The sequence below is a fragment of the Bacillus sp. URHA0034 genome, assembly GCF_056280405.1.
Genome location: NZ_JBWCDK010000002.1, coordinates 5,076,771 through 5,095,927, shown reverse-complemented (window position 1 = coordinate 5,095,927; position 19,157 = coordinate 5,076,771). Strand labels below are relative to the sequence as shown.

Annotated in this window: 21 protein-coding genes and 1 riboswitch; of the genes, 9 read left to right on the top strand and 12 right to left on the bottom strand. The window is 37.5% G+C overall.

Annotation, left to right across the window (positions count from 1 at the left end):
* Positions 1-103: 103 nt before the first annotated feature.
* Both ACZ9EE_RS26740 and ACZ9EE_RS26735 read right to left on the bottom strand, forming a co-directional pair.
* Complete coding sequence (locus ACZ9EE_RS26740) at positions 104-1,081, bottom strand: alpha/beta hydrolase (RefSeq protein WP_476031624.1); 978 nt, start codon at positions 1,079-1,081, stop codon at positions 104-106.
* A gap of 11 nt (positions 1,082-1,092) precedes the next feature.
* Entirely contained in the window at positions 1,093-1,641 is a 549-nt protein-coding gene (locus ACZ9EE_RS26735) for a helix-turn-helix domain-containing protein (RefSeq protein WP_476031623.1), read from the bottom strand.
* Between the two features lie 167 nt (positions 1,642-1,808).
* On the opposite strand from ACZ9EE_RS26735, the gene ACZ9EE_RS26730 reads away from it, so the two are divergent.
* Positions 1,809-2,690 (top strand): VanW family protein, encoded by an 882-nt coding sequence (locus ACZ9EE_RS26730; protein WP_476031622.1) that lies wholly within the window; start codon positions 1,809-1,811, stop codon positions 2,688-2,690.
* 39 nt (positions 2,691-2,729) lie between these two features.
* Here the strand turns inward: ACZ9EE_RS26730 and ACZ9EE_RS26725 are convergent, their stop codons facing one another.
* On the bottom strand, positions 2,730-3,005 hold the full coding sequence (locus ACZ9EE_RS26725) for a hypothetical protein (protein ID WP_476031621.1): 276 nt from the start codon (positions 3,003-3,005) through the stop codon (positions 2,730-2,732).
* Between the two features lie 201 nt (positions 3,006-3,206).
* Between ACZ9EE_RS26725 and ACZ9EE_RS26720 the strand changes: the two genes are divergently transcribed.
* Complete coding sequence (locus ACZ9EE_RS26720; protein WP_476031620.1) at positions 3,207-3,917, top strand: class I SAM-dependent methyltransferase; 711 nt, start codon at positions 3,207-3,209, stop codon at positions 3,915-3,917.
* A 125-nt stretch (positions 3,918-4,042) separates the two neighbouring features.
* Entirely contained in the window at positions 4,043-4,291 is a 249-nt protein-coding gene (locus tag ACZ9EE_RS26715) for a sigma-G-dependent sporulation-specific acid-soluble spore protein CsgA (RefSeq protein ID WP_476033110.1), read from the top strand.
* Between the two features lie 195 nt (positions 4,292-4,486).
* Here the strand turns inward: ACZ9EE_RS26715 and ACZ9EE_RS26710 are convergent, their stop codons facing one another.
* Positions 4,487-5,356 carry a YitT family protein gene (locus ACZ9EE_RS26710; protein WP_476033109.1) on the bottom strand — a complete coding sequence of 290 codons (870 nt, stop codon included), beginning with the start codon at positions 5,354-5,356 and terminating at the stop codon, positions 4,487-4,489.
* Between the two features lie 171 nt (positions 5,357-5,527).
* Positions 5,528-5,671: a hypothetical protein gene (locus ACZ9EE_RS26705; protein WP_476031619.1), complete on the bottom strand. Its 144-nt coding sequence runs from the start codon at positions 5,669-5,671 to the stop codon at positions 5,528-5,530.
* A 793-nt stretch (positions 5,672-6,464) separates the two neighbouring features.
* On the opposite strand from ACZ9EE_RS26705, the gene ACZ9EE_RS26700 reads away from it, so the two are divergent.
* The gene (locus ACZ9EE_RS26700) at positions 6,465-7,718 is read left to right on the top strand and encodes an erythromycin esterase family protein (protein ID WP_476031618.1); all 1,254 of its coding nucleotides are present in this window, start codon (positions 6,465-6,467) and stop codon (positions 7,716-7,718) included.
* A gap of 97 nt (positions 7,719-7,815) precedes the next feature.
* Here ACZ9EE_RS26700 and ACZ9EE_RS26695 read toward each other — a convergent pair whose 3' ends face one another.
* Entirely contained in the window at positions 7,816-8,154 is a 339-nt protein-coding gene (locus ACZ9EE_RS26695) for a YmaF family protein (RefSeq protein WP_476033108.1), read from the bottom strand.
* A gap of 168 nt (positions 8,155-8,322) precedes the next feature.
* On the bottom strand, positions 8,323-9,291 hold the full coding sequence (locus ACZ9EE_RS26690; RefSeq protein ID WP_476031617.1) for a DMT family transporter: 969 nt from the start codon (positions 9,289-9,291) through the stop codon (positions 8,323-8,325).
* A 231-nt stretch (positions 9,292-9,522) separates the two neighbouring features.
* On the opposite strand from ACZ9EE_RS26690, the gene ACZ9EE_RS26685 reads away from it, so the two are divergent.
* Positions 9,523-10,137 (top strand): PH domain-containing protein, encoded by a 615-nt coding sequence (locus tag ACZ9EE_RS26685; RefSeq protein ID WP_476031616.1) that lies wholly within the window; start codon positions 9,523-9,525, stop codon positions 10,135-10,137.
* A 246-nt stretch (positions 10,138-10,383) separates the two neighbouring features.
* Here the strand turns inward: ACZ9EE_RS26685 and ACZ9EE_RS26680 are convergent, their stop codons facing one another.
* Positions 10,384-11,199, bottom strand: coding sequence for a YitT family protein (locus ACZ9EE_RS26680; protein ID WP_476031615.1), 816 nt, complete (start codon positions 11,197-11,199; stop codon positions 10,384-10,386).
* 206 nt (positions 11,200-11,405) lie between these two features.
* Positions 11,406-11,595, top strand: a riboswitch (Lysine riboswitch).
* Positions 11,596-11,750: 155 nt separating this feature from the next.
* On the opposite strand from ACZ9EE_RS26680, the gene ACZ9EE_RS26675 reads away from it, so the two are divergent.
* Positions 11,751-13,235 carry an amino acid permease gene (locus tag ACZ9EE_RS26675; RefSeq protein ID WP_476031614.1) on the top strand — a complete coding sequence of 495 codons (1,485 nt, stop codon included), beginning with the start codon at positions 11,751-11,753 and terminating at the stop codon, positions 13,233-13,235.
* 76 nt (positions 13,236-13,311) lie between these two features.
* Here the strand turns inward: ACZ9EE_RS26675 and ACZ9EE_RS26670 are convergent, their stop codons facing one another.
* Positions 13,312-13,527: a helix-turn-helix domain-containing protein gene (locus tag ACZ9EE_RS26670; RefSeq protein WP_476031613.1), complete on the bottom strand. Its 216-nt coding sequence runs from the start codon at positions 13,525-13,527 to the stop codon at positions 13,312-13,314.
* A 152-nt stretch (positions 13,528-13,679) separates the two neighbouring features.
* On the opposite strand from ACZ9EE_RS26670, the gene ACZ9EE_RS26665 reads away from it, so the two are divergent.
* Positions 13,680-13,856, top strand: a complete 177-nt coding sequence (locus ACZ9EE_RS26665) for a hypothetical protein (RefSeq protein ID WP_215042715.1) — start codon at positions 13,680-13,682, stop codon at positions 13,854-13,856.
* A gap of 61 nt (positions 13,857-13,917) precedes the next feature.
* On the opposite strand, the gene asnS is transcribed toward ACZ9EE_RS26665, so the two are convergent.
* Positions 13,918-15,309 (bottom strand): asparagine--tRNA ligase, encoded by a 1,392-nt coding sequence (gene asnS, locus ACZ9EE_RS26660; protein ID WP_476031612.1) that lies wholly within the window; start codon positions 15,307-15,309, stop codon positions 13,918-13,920.
* 363 nt (positions 15,310-15,672) lie between these two features.
* Between asnS and ACZ9EE_RS26655 the strand changes: the two genes are divergently transcribed.
* Positions 15,673-15,903, top strand: coding sequence for a hypothetical protein (locus tag ACZ9EE_RS26655; RefSeq protein WP_476031611.1), 231 nt, complete (start codon positions 15,673-15,675; stop codon positions 15,901-15,903).
* Between the two features lie 22 nt (positions 15,904-15,925).
* On the opposite strand, the gene ACZ9EE_RS26650 is transcribed toward ACZ9EE_RS26655, so the two are convergent.
* Positions 15,926-16,390, bottom strand: coding sequence for a GNAT family N-acetyltransferase (locus ACZ9EE_RS26650; protein ID WP_476031610.1), 465 nt, complete (start codon positions 16,388-16,390; stop codon positions 15,926-15,928).
* 120 nt (positions 16,391-16,510) lie between these two features.
* On the opposite strand from ACZ9EE_RS26650, the gene ACZ9EE_RS26645 reads away from it, so the two are divergent.
* Positions 16,511-16,645: a BA3454 family stress response protein gene (locus ACZ9EE_RS26645; protein ID WP_476031609.1), complete on the top strand. Its 135-nt coding sequence runs from the start codon at positions 16,511-16,513 to the stop codon at positions 16,643-16,645.
* Positions 16,646-16,702: 57 nt separating this feature from the next.
* On the opposite strand, the gene helD is transcribed toward ACZ9EE_RS26645, so the two are convergent.
* Positions 16,703-19,027: an RNA polymerase recycling motor HelD gene (helD, locus tag ACZ9EE_RS26640; RefSeq protein WP_476031608.1), complete on the bottom strand. Its 2,325-nt coding sequence runs from the start codon at positions 19,025-19,027 to the stop codon at positions 16,703-16,705.
* Positions 19,028-19,157 lie beyond the last annotated feature (130 nt).

Genomic DNA, 19,157 nt, shown 5'->3' with positions numbered 1-19,157 from the left:
TAGCTAGCATTTTTCTATTAGTTTGTTATCACCTGCTACTATACTATAAATTTCAACTTTTTTCATTAAAAAAAGACCGTCACTGTGACGGCCGAATTAATGATTAGGCAAAGATGGTTTTATCATTCGGAGTATTGACAAAGTGATCTTGCAGCCAATGATTAAGCAGCTCAACAAGCTCAGGATGAATAGGTAAATTTCCCTCTGCGATCACATCTTTCTTCACTGTCAACATCGTGGAGGTGCGTGTAATTAGTTTGCAGGAATGCCCCATATTTTCCACCACATGATATTCAGACTCACCTTTAACGTAAGCTGGCAAATCTTTTAAGACCGCTGGATTAGCTTGAACATCACGAGCCCCAGTAACAGCTAAGACTGGACAGGTTACCTTTGCTAAATCCTCTCTGACATTATAAGCAAAATGTTCACGCATCCACTTGGCGTTTATCTTAACAAAACCAGCCTTTATGACATCTTTAGTTGAGTTTTGTACCTTTTTGATATACTTTTGAGCTTGTTTCTCTACATTTTTATGCGCTCCAAATAAACGAAGCAGGAATCCTTGGAACCCCTTTTCATTTAAAATATCATCTGCAGCAAGATCTCTCTGCCGCTTAATAGCTTCGCTAATTCTCTCCACTGCCCCTGATAATAGGATTAAGCCACCAAGCTCTTCTCTTACGGCCAGTGCTGTACCAATCGTGGCTCCTTCACTATGTCCTAACACAATCACCTTGCAAGGATCTACTTCAGGAAGGTTCTTTAAAAATCGAACAGCAGCTTGGGCATCAGCTACTAAATCCCATAAACCCGTTGCTAAATAATCCCCTTCACTAGCAGCTACACCGCGTTTGTCATATCTTAGATTTATGAATCCCATCGCTGTTAAAAATTCCGCTAATTGTCGATATAATTGTAAGTCCATTTTTTTATTTATTTTCCCATTACGATCTAATTTTCCCGATCCATTGATAATTAAGACAGCAGGGCTCTTTTCAGTTCTAATCACCGGTATACAAAGTGTCCCCTTTAAAGCGACTTCACTTTGTACTGTTACTTCTCGCTCGATGGTTGTCATTGGTTTTCCCCCTATTGTTTTTCGTCTTTCTGTTCAGGAATAATAATGGTCGCTAGTGTTCTCCTTCTTCTCCCCTTTTCCGGCTTGTTTTGTGACACCCTTGCATAAACCTGAGATAAATCCTGAATAAATTGTGCAAACTCCTTATCATCTAAAAATACAGAAGTCTGCCTGAATGATACCCCATCTCGTACTAAATCTATTTTATCTTGGTTTAAATAGCGTTCATATTCCCCCATGATGTTAGCCAAGAATTTAAAAAATAAATCCAAATGCTCATCTTTTGTAAAGCTGTTAAGTTTATCTGCAGATATGGTTGCCTTAGCAGGGTCTTGAAGCGAATACACCCTTTCAATTGTCCCTCGATTTGGTATCTCATCAATGATATGGATAACCCCTGCCTCTACTAGTCTTTTTAAATGGCGATACAAGGATGCTTGGGGTATATCAGGAAGTAATTCCTTCAATTGTTGTGCCGTCGTTTGTTGGTTTATTAAGGACTGAATGATTCTCATTCGAATTGGATGCAATATTACATCAACGGTTGATTCTTTTACCATTATATTTGGCCCTTTCTTTTATTATCATTATTAATAATGATAATAAAACATTTTCTAAAATTTGTAAAGTAATAAAATAACTAAATTATTTGTGTTTAACTTCTCTTCGCTTTTCTACATGAAAAGTGAATTTTCTACTTATATTATAATGAGGAGGCGTGCAATTAATGATATTATCAAGCATTTTAGGCATTATCTTAACATCACAACCTATAATCGCTCCCGATCATTTAGTCATAACAAAAAACGGGATCCATGTGACAACCATTAAACAGGAGGATTTCTCCTATCCCTATACAGATTTGCCGTTCATTGATGGCGAGAAGTATAATCAATTCTTAGATAACCTGGACAAGCACTTCTCAATAAAGCCTGAAAATGCATCTATTGATTTAAATGGTGAGATTGTTGCAGAAAAGATTGGTTCGCAAATTCACCGTCAAGCTTTTACGGAACAACTGTATGCTTATTTTTTTTCCCGCCGGTCAGGAAGATTAGAAATTCCGATGTTATCTGTTTATCCAAAAGTGGACAGTGAATTACTCGCTGATATCCGTAGTATGCGAATTGGCCGATATGTTACGTCCTTTAACCCAGGAAACAAAACACGGACCAATAATATCGATTTAGCAACAAAGGCGATTAATAATTATGTCATCTTTCCAGGGGAAACCTTTTCTTTTAACAAAGTGGTTGGAAAGAGAACAGCCTCAAAAGGTTATTTGAAGGCCCCTGTTATCGTAAGAGGAGAGTTTTCTGAGGATATTGGCGGAGGCATTTGTCAAGTATCATCCACTCTTTTTAACGCTGTAGATAGTGCAGGCCTTAAAATTGTCCAAAGGTTTTCACATACAAGAAAGGTGCCGTATATACCGCCTGGACGCGACGCGACGGTTAGTTGGTATGGACCTGATTTTGTCTTTAAAAATCCGTATAAAGAGCCCATCTTGATCCGAGCAAAAACACTTGGGCATTTATTAATTATTAATCTCTACTCTTCAGATTTTATTGAATACCAGCCAAAGAAAATTCCATATAGGCCATATTAAAAAAGTCCGCTGAATCAACAGCGGGCTTTTTGGTGATTTTTACTGTTTATTATTTAATGCACTTTCCGTTAGCTCCTCAGAAAACTCGGTGAGAGCTGCATTGTCCATTACATTTAAGTTAGGCAGGTTTGTTTTTTCTGAAAAGTTTTTCATTACATTTTGAAAAGGAAGTGCAAATTCTCTACGCTTCCCTTTTGTTAACCCAAATACTGCAGCACTTAACCCTAGTCCGATAAGTGATGCCCATAATGGCATTCTGCTTTTCTGTTTAGGAGTAAACAATTTGAAAAACGTTTGTTTTGTAATTTTTCTCATCTTAAGCACCCCTTTGCATAGTATAGAAGTTAAAAACTCTCCCTCTATTTGCTTAATTTGTACGATACTAAAAAAATTATGTGAAGCAAAACATGCGTGGGTTACTGGTTTTTAACAATTGGGTTTTTTTATATTTGAATTGAAATGAACCACCGAACCATTTTTTACATACAATGGCTTAAAAGAAAATGGGTGGTGTCTATGGGAAGCTTAACTTATTTTGATTTTTTAGCAAAATTCGGTGTTGGGGGTGCCCATCCAGGTGGAATCCTTCTTACACAAGACATTCTTTCAAATGAAAAGATTAATGGTCAATCCGTTATATTAGATGCTGGCTGCGGCACTGGCCAAACAGCCGCTTACTTATATCAACACTATAGAGCAAACGTAATTGGTTTAGAAATCAATCCAATTATGGTAGAAAAAGCTAAAAGCCGCTTTGACAAGCTGCAGCTTCCCATTTCTTTAGTACAGGGCTCCATTGAGGAAATTCCGTTTGCTGATCAAACCTTTGACTTTATTTTATCAGAGTCCGTGTTAGCTTTCGTAAATAAACCAAAAGCTCTTAATGAATTTTACCGAGTATTAAAAAAAGGCGGACGTTTAATTGCAAACGAAATGACGATTAACCGCCCTGTGAATAAGCAGGAAGCCACCGAGATCATGAATTTCTACGCGGTCGACACCTTATTGCTTGAGGAAGACTGGATACGCCTCTTAAACGCTGCGGGTTTCCATCAAATTGAAATTAACGCTCAAAATCCACCCCTGAGTCATGGAAATCAAACACCAGAATTCAACTTCTCCAAGGACTTTGAACCTGAACTTTTTCACATTTTGAATGAACATGGGAATATCGTTATTAAATACCAAGATACTCTCAGCTACCGGGTTATAACCGTAACTAAATAAATTGACAGCCTACTTTTTTAGAAAAAAAGTAGGTCTTTTTTATAGCGGCTATCCTTTTCATGAGGATTATGAATATTATTGTCCTTTCAAAGAAAAATAATAAGGTGAAAGGATGGGATGACTACATGGATAACACTTTGGGGTATTTAAAAGAGATATTATCCAATTACACGGACGATCACTCTGAGGGACGATTTATATACAGGAAACTGATTGAAGGCGCTTACAAATCTGAAGGCTCTTTTGTCAATGATTTAACCCAAAAAGAAATACATTTTTTAAACAACATATTACCCAAAGAAATAAATCACGCAAACGAAGTACAGGATGAAAAACGAGCCTACCAGTTAAATGAGGTCTATGAGTTATTATAATAAATAAGAAAAAGATGGCAGACCACTCTGTCATCTTTTTCTTATTTATTTCATTTTTTGCTAAAACTATTTCCTAGGTAAGCGCAAAGTACGACAAAATATCCTTTAAGTCAACCTCCGCTTCCCCTATTTACGACAATAAAACCATAAAAGCTACACACATCTACATCAATGCCGCTTTTTTTAATATTTCTGCTAATGAATGTCCTTTTTCTTAAACCTTCCTCCCCTTACTTCCGCAATATCTGCTACAGCTAAAAAGGCACTATCATCATTCTCTGTTACAATTTCCTTTAATTTTGCTTCTTCGAGTCGGTTTATTACACAAAAAATCACTTTCTTATGGTCACCGGAATAGGCTCCTTCCCCATTCAAGTAAGTAACTCCACGGCCTAATCGGTTCATGATGGCATCTCCTATTTGACTGGCATTGTCACTGATAATCCAAACTGACTTTGATTCATCAAGTCCTGTAATGGTAATATCAATCGTTTTGTAGGCAACGAAATAGGCAATTAACGAGTACATAGCCCGATCCCACGAAAAAACAAATCCGGCGCTGCCTAAGATGAACAAGTTAAAAAACATGATAATTTCCCCAACAGAAAAAGGAAGTTTATTGTTAAAAAGGATGGCAAGGATTTCGGTACCATCTAATGAACCTCCATAGCGAATGACCAAACCTACGCCAACACCGAGCAAGATTCCTCCAAAAACGGTAGCAAGTAGTATATCCTGTGTAAAAGCTGGAACTGGATGAAGTATGGTGGTTGTAATAGAAAGAATAACGATTCCATAAAGAGTGGATAAAGCGAAGGTCTTTCCAATTTGTTTGTAGCCTAAAAAGATAAAGGGAATATTAAATAGAAAGAGGAAAATCCCTAGTTTCCAGCCTGTCATATAGGACAACATGATGGAAATTCCCGTAATCCCTCCATCAATTACCTTATTAGGGACAAGAAAGATTTCCAACCCTACACCCATTAGAATAGCCCCAAGTGTAATTAATAGAATTCGTTGGAGGATTTTTTTCTTGGTTAAACCTTTGTGTTCAATCTTAGCCATAATGGCTTCTTGCTGATCAATTAAAGTAAGTTCTTGTGTACCTGACATTATCTTTCCCCTTTCAATTTAGTCTCTTACTAATAGTATAATGAAAATTAACTGCTAATTATATTTAAATGCTTACTTTTTTTAAACAAAAAGAAACTGCCTTCTTTCAAGGCAGTAATTAAATCAACTTGGGTTGACTTCATCGTAGGAGAGGGTGGTCACACTGGTGTATTCCCCATCTTCTACTTCCTTTTCCGTTGCACTTGCATTTAGTTCTTCTTGGTCATCCATACCTGGGGCTATGTTTGGATCTTTTTTCTTATTCATATTATTCAACTCCCTTACAAGGATTATTTTCCCTGATTTTTTACGAACTATACTTGAATTTTCACGGGACTTTCTGACCATAAAAAAAGCTACTTCGTTATGAAGCAACTCACTTTTAAAATTAACAGCTTAGGAGACCCAACCATGACACCAGCCAATGATTTTTAAATGATTATTTCCATTTAGTTATTTAAGTTAAAGGGAAAATTTAAAAACTCAGCAGATGTGTGTTTGTTCCGTTGAAGGAATTAATTCACATGGGTTTAATGGAATTCAAATTCCTAAAAGAAACAAAAATTATTTTCGGTTTTGATACCACCTTAGACTCTTTCCCCATTTGGATTCAGCATCTTGGCAATACAACTAATGGTTTGGCTTCAGTTATGAATACCTTGTTAAAAAAATCGTTTAACTAGGTACTAACCTATAAATCCTTAACTTCATCCTTTGATAGGAATCCTATAAAATCTAAGAAATCAACTATGAAAGGTGTTTATTTTGGATTTATTCCTACCTTAACTAGCCTTGTATCGCTCCATCCTGCCAAACGATTTTATCGGAATAACCTAACTACCTGTCGTTCACATAACGGAACGAACACGTATGGTTGAGCCTCCTAAGTTGTTACTTTTATTATCTTTTACACTCATAGTATATCACGGAATTATACGAATAAACAGAAAACTTGTGACGAATATGTGAATTTTTGGAAGTTTTACGCCAGGTTAGTATCAAAATCATAAGGGAACCTTATCAAATAGAGCAAAATAATTAAAAGGAAAGGATAGAGCAGATGATAGGATCCCTAAAAAAATACGCAAAACCTTTTCATTCTATCGACGACCTTGATCCGTTACTCGATGCGATTGGTGATGCTAAATATGTCCTGCTTGGAGAATCATCCCATGGAACATCGGAGTTTTATACGATTCGGGCTGAACTAACCAAGCGATTAATCCAAGAAAAAGGTTTTTCCTTTATTGCAGTGGAAGGTGATTGGCCAGCCTGTCAATCAATTAATCGCTATATTAAAGGCTTTTCCTCGTCTCAACAGGAGGCCCGGGAAGTACTAGAGGACTTTAATCGGTGGCCTACTTGGATGTGGGCCAATCAAGAAATAATAGGGTTAATTGAGTGGTTAAAGGACTTTAATCAAAAAACGAATCGGGCAGAAAAAGTCGGTTTTTACGGTTTGGATGTATACAGCCTATGGGAGAGCCTGGATGAGATTGTAAATTTTTTAGAAAAAATTAATTCTCCTGAACTTGAGATAGCCAAGAAGGCCTTTGCTTGTTTTGAGCCTCATAATCGAAATAACGAATCCTATGCAGTTTCTGCCGGATACTTATCTGAAGACTGTTTAAAAGAGGCCCTCGACCTCCTTTCTACAATTCGAAAAAATAAATGGAAGTTTGAAGACAATCAAGAAAGCAGTCTCAATATGGAAGTAAATGCTCTTGTTACAGCACATGCAGAAGAATACTACCGAACAATGGTTAAGAGTGATAATGAATCCTGGAATATTCGTGATCGGCACATGGTGGATGCTTTACGTGCGATTGTTAAATTTTACGGCAATGAGGCAAAGGTCATTATCTGGGAACATAACACCCATGTTGGGGATGCACGGGCCACTGATATGAAGGATGAAGGAATGGTAAACGTCGGACAGCTTGTTCGCGAACAATATGGAGAAGACGAGGTATTTATCGTCGGATTTGGCACCTATACAGGTTCCGTAATTGCTTCAACCGAATGGGGAGTAAATTTGGAGGTAATGAAAGTTCCGCCTGCTCAAACCGGTAGTTGGGAATATTTCATGCATCAGGCAGGACCAATGAATAAGTTTCTTATTTTTAACGAGCAAAACCGCAAAGAATTTTCAGAAACGATTGGTCATAGGGCTATTGGAGTAGTGTATCATCCAGAATACGAACATTTTGGAAATTATGTACCATCAAACATGGGGCAACGATATGATGGATTTATTTTTGTAGATCGAACAAATGCATTACATCCATTAGTATTGGAGCGCGTATTTGTGTAGCACCCGTTTTCTATAAAGTTCAACTTTCAATCGATGAAATTAAAACGGTTATAACATAAAAAACCAATCTCTAAAAAAGATTGGTTTTCCTTCCTGATTACTTAGATCCGGGTGCTGGCTGATCCACACCTTTTACATGATGACTATGGCCATTGTCTTCGGTAGTATAAAAATCATAATAATGTACATGCATTCCATTCCCTACAGGTATAGCAGGACCGGAGTAGGCACGATAGTGATGTGTGTGTCCATCTTCAAAGACAACATATCCTTCCGTATAATGAATGTGCCCTCCGTCTTGAGTTGGAATTGCCGGTGATGTGACATCCAAACACTGATGGACATGCCCTGAGCTTACCCCTGTGTAGTCAACCGAACCATGATTATGATGTGGAACAAATCCTTGGACAAAGTCATCCTTACCTATATTTCTAATCGTAATCACCCCATAATGTAACATTAATGTTATAACTATATGCAACTACGAATAAAAAAAGTCAAACTAAGCGCTCAAAATTTTGGGGTCCCCTCTTAAAAGTATATTCCGAAACTAAAGCGAAAATTGGAAAATCCTTATCAACCATCGATTGATAAGGATCTTCTTTTAAACACTTACATTATGAATTTTTCTTTTTACCATTTTATTTGCAAAATGGCTGTGCAGTACCATACCAATCATGACTAATACCATGCCGCTCCAAGATAAAGCAGAAGGGATCGCCGAGTTTAAGAGCAGCAATTCTCCCATTACGGCAAACAAAACCTCCATCGATTGGGTCGCCTCAACAGCCGCGAGCTTCTGCATGTCTCCTCTTACTAAATCAGTGGCTTGAAAGAAGAGGACCGTAGCAATAACTCCGGATGAAATAGCAACCAGTCCAGATTGAGTAGTCTGCCCAAGACTCGGGGGACCCGCTTGAATGAATCCATAAATAGATAATACGATCCAAAAAGGCAGGCTGGCTAGTGTCATACCTAATACTCGTTGGAAAACATCCAGACGGCCTCCGCATACATCCATCATTTTGCGGTTACCCAATGGATAGGCAAAAGAGGCAACCATAACGGGTAAAACTCCTAAAGAAACCCCCACTATTGATAAGTGATTCGATTGTTCCAACTGCATTAGAATAATTCCTAGTAAAATAATCAGAGACATCCCTAAACCCTTAAAGGGAATTCTTCCTCTTAATTGTACTGGCCCTCTCTCTGTCATGACCGTTTCGTAAAAAAGTGGTGCAAGCATTGAGCCAGAGATAATGGTGATCTGCCAAGTTGCAGCAATTAACCATCCAGGAGCATAAGCCGCTGAAAAGCAAATTGGTGCATAAAAGAAGCCAAAACCAACAGTACTCCATAATAACCAACTACCAGGCTGCTTTTTCATTTCAAGAAGCAGTGGTTTAAAGTTCTTTCTGCCGATTACGATTAGAACGAGAAACGGAACCATAAAAAAATACCTTAATGATGCACTCCAGATCCAACTTCCACCGGCAAGTTCCATCGATCTATTAAGGATAAAAGTAATCGCAAAAAAGAAAGCGGCAAATATGCCTAATATGATGGGTCGCATTCTTCACTTTCCTTTCATAATCAAGGGAAATCAACACTCATTTGATTTGTATTAGTATATCAGATTTCTGAATTTTATGTTAACATATCATATGAAAATTCATGCATAAGCTTTCCTGTCCTGCATAAAATGTTCTGTTCTGTCGTTTAAAAATAGAGCTAACGCATGAAACTTTATTTATCCCTAGTTCGTACATAGCTTAGATAGAAATTATAAAGTGAGGTTGATAAGATGTTTGGAAAAGTTGCTTCTGATATTTTAGGATTGAGCGATGTAGGATCCGTCATTACCCCGGATAATTATGATAAAGTGGATGCAGACGATTATGTCATGCATGAAGACAATGAGAAAATTTATTTTTTAATCAAATCTAAATCAGATGAATATTGTTTTACAAATAACGCCCTAATCCATCTTGATGGCACCAGTGCAACGAGCAAAAAACGGATGCTGCACCGCTATAGTTATGCCACCAACCGAATTTCGGATGTCATGCTTGAAACAGCCGGTACTGTTGATCTCGATGTTGAGATTAAATTCAAAATTGGCTCTGCCCCATTCTCAATTGATGTACACAAAAAACATCTTGAGGAAGTAAAAGACTTATATAAAGCATTAATCAAAATTTCTGAGATTTCCCATGAAAATGAAGTCAGCCTTCAATTTGCGAAACAAAGCCTTGACGTTGCTTCCACGACACTAGGCCGTGTCACAAGTCCAGACAGCAATTTAGTAGTACAGTTCAAGATGCTAAACCAAGCAGCCTTTCAATGGCTTGAGGACAGCAAAAAACAGTATTGCGTAAAAGATTTTGGATTCGTGTTTGAAAAATATATTAATAACTAAGGAAATCCCCTCAAGCATTCCAGACTTGAGGGAATATTTTTTTACTTCTATTCGATTATGACGTCTTCAAGTGGTAAACGTGTTGAGTTCACAGGTAAGGACCTAGAAGAAGTAATAAATACACTGGTAAGGTTGGCAAAGAATCGGAGAGATCTATAGAAGGCAATAAAAAGGCTTGCACTTCTGTATAGTGCAAGCCTTTTTATTATCCTTCTCAGCTTAAGCGTCGAAGAGGTAAGCCCCTCATTATGATGGGTGTTGTCTGTGAAACAGCCCCATTACTTCAATGGTTTCGGTGATATTGACGAAAGCACATGGGTCCACTTCAACAATTAGATTCTTCACTTCATTCAATTCATAACGAGTAATAACGGTTATTATTATGTTTCGTTTATCATTGGAGTATGCACCAATCCCATCCATAATGGTAAGACCTCTATATAGGTTGGTTAGTAAATGTTCCCGCAACTCTTGACCCTTATCTGTAATGATCATCAACGTTAATTTGGCATGGTCCGTATAAATAGCATCCACTACTTTTCCGGTTAAATAAATAGATACTAATGTATTAAGTGCTGCGTCCCAATTAAATAGAAACCCACTTATCACAATAACAACAGCGTTCATACCCGAAAGTAATACCCCTATTGGAAAATCCTTTTTTCGCGACACGATCATTCCAATAATGTCAAAACCGCCAGTGGAGCCTGATGAACGAAAGACAATCCCTACTCCAAGCCCTGTTAAGATCCCTCCAAAAATGGATGAAAGAATGGAATCCTTCGCAATTGGAAAAACAGGAACTAGGTAAAGGCCTACAGAAATGATAACCACGGAAACGATCGTATTCATGATGAATTTTTTCCCAATCATCTTATAACCAATAATGATGAGTGGTAAATTCAATAAAAAGTTTGCCAAACCCGTATTTAATGGGGTAATCATCCCTAAGATCATCGATATTCCGCTTAATCCGCTGCTTAATACAGCGTGAGGAATTAATAAAAGGTTAAATGCCACCACTACGATGAGGGAACCGGCAATTACTCCAATAATCTGCATGGCAAATCCTCCTGCATCCCAATTTTTTCTTTTTTTTAAATGATACTGATTCTCTAAATCAAAGTAAACTTAATAGTTTTTTTCCAATAGAAAAAATAATCTGTCTATTCTGGATTTAATTGATTTTTAATAACGCATTGACATATTAAAGAGATTAATGATACTTTAGTAGTATATTAATTGAATAGTAAAATCCTCATCAAAACCGGTGAGGTAGAGGTCGCGGTTTTTATTAGTAAAACAGATGAGATGTAGAGACATCCTTGACTCCGTTTGAAAGGAAAAACTGCCGAAGTGTGCTTTGTTCTCTGTAAAAGCATGCTGGGTCTGTTTTCGAATAGGAACAGAACTGTCACGTTTGAACCTACCAAGCAAACGTGTTGAGCTATCTTTCGGAAGGTATGATGCGGGGTATTCACAATGCCATCGATTCTGCTTCGATGGCATTTTTTTATTCCAAAACTCCTTCTCGAACTAGTGAGCGCAGGCTGACCATTCAGGTACTTGTGCAAAGTTAGCAGCACTATATAACAAAGCAAAGGAGTCTTATTATGCAACGGCAAACAGCAAGACCATTAGAAGATATTAACACAGGCAGACATACATCCAAAAAGGATTCAAATGAATTAAAACGAAGCCTAAAATCTCGTCATTTGACGATGATTTCTCTCGGTGGAACAATTGGAACTGGGTTATTCCTTGCGAGCGGTGGTGCGATTCACTCAGCCGGACCTGGTGGAGCCATTGTTTCCTATCTTGTCATTGGAGTTATGGTTTATTTCCTAATGCAAAGCTTAGCGGAAATGGGCGCATACATGCCCGTCGCCGGAAGCTTTAGCACATATGCAACAAAATTTGTTGACCCATCGCTTGGGTTTGCCCTCGGTTGGAATTACTGGTATAACTGGGCGATTACCATTGCAGCAGAATTAGCTGCTGTCACCATGATTATGAAATTTTGGTTCCCTCATACTCCTTCATTTGTCTGGAGCGCTATTTTCTTAATCATTATGTTCCTATTAAACTATCTTTCTGTAAAAGGATTTGGCGAAGCTGAGTATTGGTTCTCTCTAGTTAAAGTAGTTACAGTTATTATTTTTATTATTACAGGTACTTTGATGATTTTCGGTATCATGGGCGATCATGCAATTGGCTTTAAAAACTTTTCAGTCGGTGATGCTCCTTTCCACGGCGGTTTTATGGCAATGCTTGGTATCTTTATGGCGGCAGGTTTCTCTTTCCAAGGGACTGAACTATTAGGAGTTGCCGCGGGCGAAACCGATGATCCTAGTAAATCAATACCACGTGCAGTTAAATCCGTATTTTGGCGTATCCTTTTATTTTATGTTCTGGCAATTTTAGTCATTGGTCTTCTTATTCCGTATACAAATGGGAATTTGGCTAGTGGTGACGTTTCTGTCAGCCCATTTACACTTGTTTTCCAAAAAGCAGGTATTGCATTCGCTGCTTCTGTTATGAACGCGGTAATCTTAACAGCTGTATTGTCAGCAGGTAACTCTGGAATGTATGCATCCACACGAATGCTTTGGGATCTAGCACGACAAGGTAAAGCTCCTAAATTCTTAGGTAAGCTTAATAAAAATGGCGTTCCGTTTAATGCTTTAATCGTGACAACGTTAGTCGGAACACTTGCCTTTCTGGCCTCTTTCTTTGGAGATGGTACCGTTTATGTATGGCTATTAAACGCATCTGGTATGTCAGGGTTTATTGCTTGGCTTGGAATCGCTATCTGTCATTATCGTTTTCGCAGAGCATTTGTTGCTCAAGGAAAAGATCTAAATCTGTTGCCTTATAAATCAAGATTCTTCCCGTTCGGACCGATTTTTGCCTTTGCGGTTTGTGCTTTTGTTGTCTTAGGGCAAAACTACTCAGCTTTTATGGGCGACCATATTGATTGGAAAAGTGTATTAGTGTCCTATATCGGCTTGCCATTATTCTTCATTTTATGGCTTGGTTACAAATTCACGAAAAAGACTAAGGTCATTCCTCTAGAAAAATGTGATTTAGAAGTATAACTTTTTTCAACAAAAAAAACAGACTCTTCATGGAGTCTGTTTTTTGGTTGCTGCTTTTATAAATCATGACCTTTTATTACTTTTCTGATTCCCAGACATACAAATCTTCAATTTGACAATTTAATTCTTTTGAAATGGTCATTGCCGAATTTAGAGTCATTACCTTTTTAGATATGTAGTTATCTAACTGGCTCCTTGGAATGTTTGTATTACTTTCTAAATTATCTAGAGTCATACCGTTTTTGGATAATAACTCCTTGAGGTTACTTCTTTTTGCTTTATAATTGGTCAAAAATGACACCTCGCTTTTGTAAAGCATACCATAGTTAGCTTATAATGGAAAGGAGAACGGCTCCGGTTATTCTTATTGTTATTTCCATATCCTATATGTAACCAGGCAGAAGTGGCATTTTTGTGATATACTTAAGGTAGAGGGGTGTTGAAATGAAAAGTTCGAATAACCGTTTCAATGATGGTCAAACCGTAAATATCATAGAAACAGGTGAGGTTGTCACCATTTCTAAATGGCAATATGTGAAAAACATGAAAAGATACTCGTATATCGTTAAAGAACATCCCAGTACATTTTATTTTGAAGAAGAACTGCAAGAAGATTCATAAACTAAAGCTGAATAACAAAAAGAAGATCCATTTCATGAAATGAATCTTCTTTTTTATATCATTAAAATTCAGCATTACCTGTTGTTCTTGGGAATGGAATAACGTCCCGTATATTAGCCATACCCGTTAAGTACATGATTAACCTTTCAAAACCTAGGCCATAACCTGAGTGTTTTGTTCCGCCATATTTCCTTAATTCAAGATACCACCAATAATCTTCCTCGCTCATCCCAAGCTCTTTGATTTTTCCGGCTAGGATATCCTCACGTTCTTCACGCTGACTGCCACCGATTAATTCGCCGATTCCTGGTACAAGTAAATCCGTTGCGGCAACCGTTTTGTTATCTTCATTTAAACGCATATAGAATGCTTTAATCTCTTTTGGATAATCCGTAACAAATACAGGCCGTTTAAAAACTTTCTCACACAGGTAGCGTTCATGTTCCGTTTGCAAGTCAAGCCCCCATTCAACCGGATAAGCAAATGTTTCACTTGAGTCCTTCAATAACTCAATTGCTTCTGTATACGTTACTCGTCCAAAGTTTGCTGTATGAGCCAGATTCAAACGATCCAACAATCCTTTTTCTACAAAGCTGTTAAAAAAGTTCATTTCTTCTGGAGCTTGTTCCAATACATAACCAATGACATATTTCACCATTTCTTCCGCTAAATCCATGATATCCGGGAGCTCAGCAAAAGCAAGCTCAGGTTCAATCATCCAAAACTCAGCCGCATGTCTTGCTGTATTTGAATTTTCCGCTCTAAAGGTTGGTCCAAAGGTATAAACATTTCTAAATGCCAACGCGAATGCCTCGGCAGAAAGCTGACCGCTAACAGTAAGATTTGTTTCTTTATTAAAAAAGTCCTTCGTAACATCTGTTTTGCCATCTTCCGTTTTTGGAAGATTGTCCATATCCAACGTGGTGACACGGAACATTTCGCCAGCACCCTCCGTATCACTGCCAGTGATAATTGGTGAATGTACATAAACAAATCCTTTATCTTGGAAAAATTTATGAATCGCATAAGATGCTAACGATCTTACCCGGAAAATAGCATTGAACGTATTCGTTCTTGGTCGTAAATGTGCGATTGTTCTTAAATATTCGAAGGAATGCCTTTTCTTCTGCAGCGGATAATCAACATTAGATGTGCCTTCAATGGAAATTTCCGTCGCTTTAATTTCGAAGGGCTGCTTTGCTTGAGGTGTATAAATAAAGTCTCCCTCTACTCTAATGGAAGAGCTAATTGGAAGCTTGGCAATCTCCTTAAAGTTTTCTAATTGCTCGTCAAAAACAATCTGAACCCCTTTAAAAAAGCTTCCATCATTTAATTCAATGAACCCAAAGGTTTTGGAGTCCCGGATCGTCCGGATCCATCCAGATAATTGAACCTTCTGTTCAATATAACTTTCCGTATTTCTGTACAAATCCTTAATTAAGACCTGTTTCATTCTTCTTCCTCCTAAATCCTATGTAAAAGGTTATGATAATAGCCAGAACTATTGTTTTTCCCGATATAATAATAAAAACCTTTCATCCTAAGGGATGAAAGGTAGAATTCTGACTATCATCATTTTTCTTTATCCCTTCAATATTATACAAAATACCATGTCCTATAAGCAATATTCAACAAATTATTCGATAATAAAGAATCATTTGTCGTATTTTTTAGGTATTCTCCCCCTATCGTTCAAGTCCCATATCTTTCGGCAAATATTATTTTGTTTTTCTGAAAACTAACTTAGAATTAGCAGGAATCCGTTACAATATAGTCGAATTAATAAAAAAATGAATTCTTGATTGGGGGAAAGTTTGTGGACAAGGTCACCTGTATTGCCTATCTGCTTTACAATTCATCTAAGAATCAAGACATCAGAGAAAAAGCTATTCAATTATTAAATGGCGATGTTTCGATCCATGACTTAAAAAGGAATCAATCTGTACAAACACTTATCGTTATGGCAGAATCCATGATTAGAAAAAACAAAGTCGATAAAACAGCAGTACAAAAATTTGTTGACAAATATTTGGTAGTCGAGGTGTAACTTTCTATTGGCAGGATTAATTTTATATTTGTTTTTGATAACATAATATTCCACTTCCGTTCTGAGCTTTAGATGTTATATAATAAACAAATCCTAAAGATTCCCAAAAGCGCTGTGCTTTTGTGTTTTCTTCCAATATGCCAATTCTAATGTTGTCCAATCCTCGATTTCGCATTTCATTTTCGTAATTTTCATATGCCTGTTTACCGAAACCAAATCCTTGATAATCTTTATGGATTATTAACAAACCCAGCCATGGAAAAGAATCTTTCAGACTTTCCAGCATATAATCAATTACCCCAATATACGTATCGTCAAGTTTAATGAATGCACTAGTTGTATTTGGGTTCAAAAATTCTTTTTCCATATCCGCTAGTGACCTAGTTTTTTCCCTATTTTCCATCTCATTATATTGCGGATTTGAATTTATAATTTCAAAAGCAATATATAAAGTTTCTTTGTTTATTTCTTCAAATTTTATTGACATCTCGCACACTCCCTTACACATTTTGACGTAATACATTATATCTGTCCCCATAGAAATGACCCTATTTTCGTTACTATCTTACACAAATATAACAATACTTATAAGAAAAAGGTGATTTAAATGGTACAAGTAGAAGTAAAAATAACTTTTGAAGGAAAAAGCTACTTAACGAATGTAATCGCACAGCGTGAAACATCTGATGATGAAATTTTACGTCTTGCTACTGAACAAATTCAAAAGCAATGGAAAAAATAATACCATAAAAAGCGGCAGGAGTAATCAATCGAACCCCTGCCGCTTTTATATATTTATTTAAATAACATCGTAAACATCCTTAGGTACCGAAGCCATGAGTGGACTATATTCACCGGTAGCGAACATATGCAGGACATGCATAGCACGTGTGCAGACGGTATAAAATAATTTCCGCTCACTCTCCTTTTGATATCGTGAACAATCATAAAGAATAACAACGTCAAATTCTATTCCTTTAGCTAAGTAAGAGGGAATCACATTAATTCCTCTTTCATAAGAAATGGTTCCTTTTTCAATTAAATGCAGTGGAATTTCTTCTTTAAGTTCCTCAAACAAGGCTTTACTTTCTGCCTCCGTCCGACAGATTACGGCAATTGTTTGATATCCTGCTGAATGATACTGTTTAATTGTTTCTAGGACTTTTCCAGTTAATTGTGCCTCGTCCACATGGCTCACTGTTGGTTTCTTACCTCTGCGGTTAAAGGGCTCTATTTTTTCCCCGTCTTGAATTAATGCACTAGAAAACTCCACGATTTCTCTTGTTGACCGATAGGTTTTATTGAGAACAAAAGTTTCAACTTCTTTTTCGCTACTATCTAGATCGGTTAGGACTGTTTGCGAACCTGTGGCCCCTGAGAAGATGGCCTGATTAAAGTCGCCAAGCAGCGTCATTTTGCTGTAAGGAAACAGGCGCTGGATAAAGGCAAACTGGAACGGTGTATAATCCTGCGCTTCATCAATAAAGATATGTCGAATAGCGGTGTTTGATTTCCGGCCCTCAAGTAAATCCTGCAAGTAAACAAGAGGAGTAGCATCTTCATAGGAAACCACCCTATGCTGGATGTGACCAATGGTTTGTTTACTAATCTCTGGCCAATGTTTTGGTAAGCCCTTAATAGATTGTTCCAATTCCTTAAACAATTTCAGATATATTTGTGTTAGATCAATAAATTTCAAGTTTTTCACTCTTGCAAACAATGGTTTAAATTTTTCTTTTACAACCATTTCAGCAAGCAAGCGTTGTTCCCGCTCAAAATCATCAAAGCTATTCTCCGTAAAGCGGTTCTTCTCTTGGAGCTTCTTAAATACTTCCATATAATCCTCTTTTTCAAGAAATTGAACCTCTTCCTCTACCCAGCTTCGAGAACGTTCCCGTTTCACAGCCCGCTTTAATTCTTTTAGCAGCCATTCCTTTACAAGCTGCATTCGATTTGGAATAGAATAACTGCTCTCTAACCCATAAAAATAATCACTAATTTCTTGTTTGGAGATAATCATATCGCCTCTAAAGGATAAGTCCTTAAAGATTAAGCCTTGGTCTGCGAGCTTAGATACGTACTGGTCAATTAATGTTTTAAATTCCAGACTTGCTTTAAAACGAATTGCTTCTAATCTTTCCTGGTAAGCCGTTCCCTGTTTTCCGCTAAGGAGAAATTCCATCTGTGAAAACGGATCTTCAACATCATAGGCTTTGCCCAATCTTTGTGTTAAGTACTCTTGAAAGGTAGATTGCTGCATATTTTCTTCGCCAAGTTCAGGCAGAACTTGCGAAACATAGCTGTTAAATAGAGGGTTAGGAGAAAAAAGCATAATGTTTTCGGCGTTCAAGGTTCCCCGATAACGATATAGTAAATAGGCAACACGCTGTAATGCCGCCGAGGTTTTACCGCTTCCTGCTGCACCCTGAACGATTAAGACTTTGCTGTGCTCATTTCGGATGATTTCGTTTTGCTCCCGCTGGATGGTGGCAACAATGCTCTTCATTTGTGAGCTCGCATTATTCCCGAGGACTTCCTGAAGCATTTCGTCCCCAATCGTTACCCCGGTATCGAACATTGCCTTGATATCTGATTCTCGGATGATAAATTGCCGCTTTAGGGACATTTCCCCTTCTATGGTACCTTCAGGTATTTTATATTGAGCATACCCTGGAGAGTAATCATAATATAAACTCGAAATCGGTGCCCGCCAATCATAAATTAAAAACTCCTCGTCGTTTTCGTCCATTAATGAAGCAATGCCTAAATAGACTTGATCAACGCGACTTTCGCCTTCCTCTAAGAAATCAATCCGGCCAAAATAAGGTGAGTATTTTAATCGGTTGAGTGTTTTTAGATTTTTATCTAAGTGACTATGTGTACGTTCTCGCTCTGAGAGAAGTTCAGCCTGTTGTTTGATACTTGCTGCAGTTTCTATAATGTCATCTGGTTCATCCATGTTAACCGTAACGTCTTCCCAAAAGTTCTTGCGAATCTCGATAACATCAGAGCGTACAGTTCCGGTATTCTTTTGCAGACTCTTTATTTTTTGATCGATGACCTTTACAACCGTACCTACTCTCTCCTGCTCCAGTCGTAAGTCGGTGCTTTCTTTTTCGCTCATCTAACCACTTCCCCTTAAAATAGATTTCATTTTCTTGACAATGCACACATTATATGATAATGTTATAATAGATATTTAAACTCTGTTAACAATATACATAATATACCAACAGTCATTGTATCATGCCCTC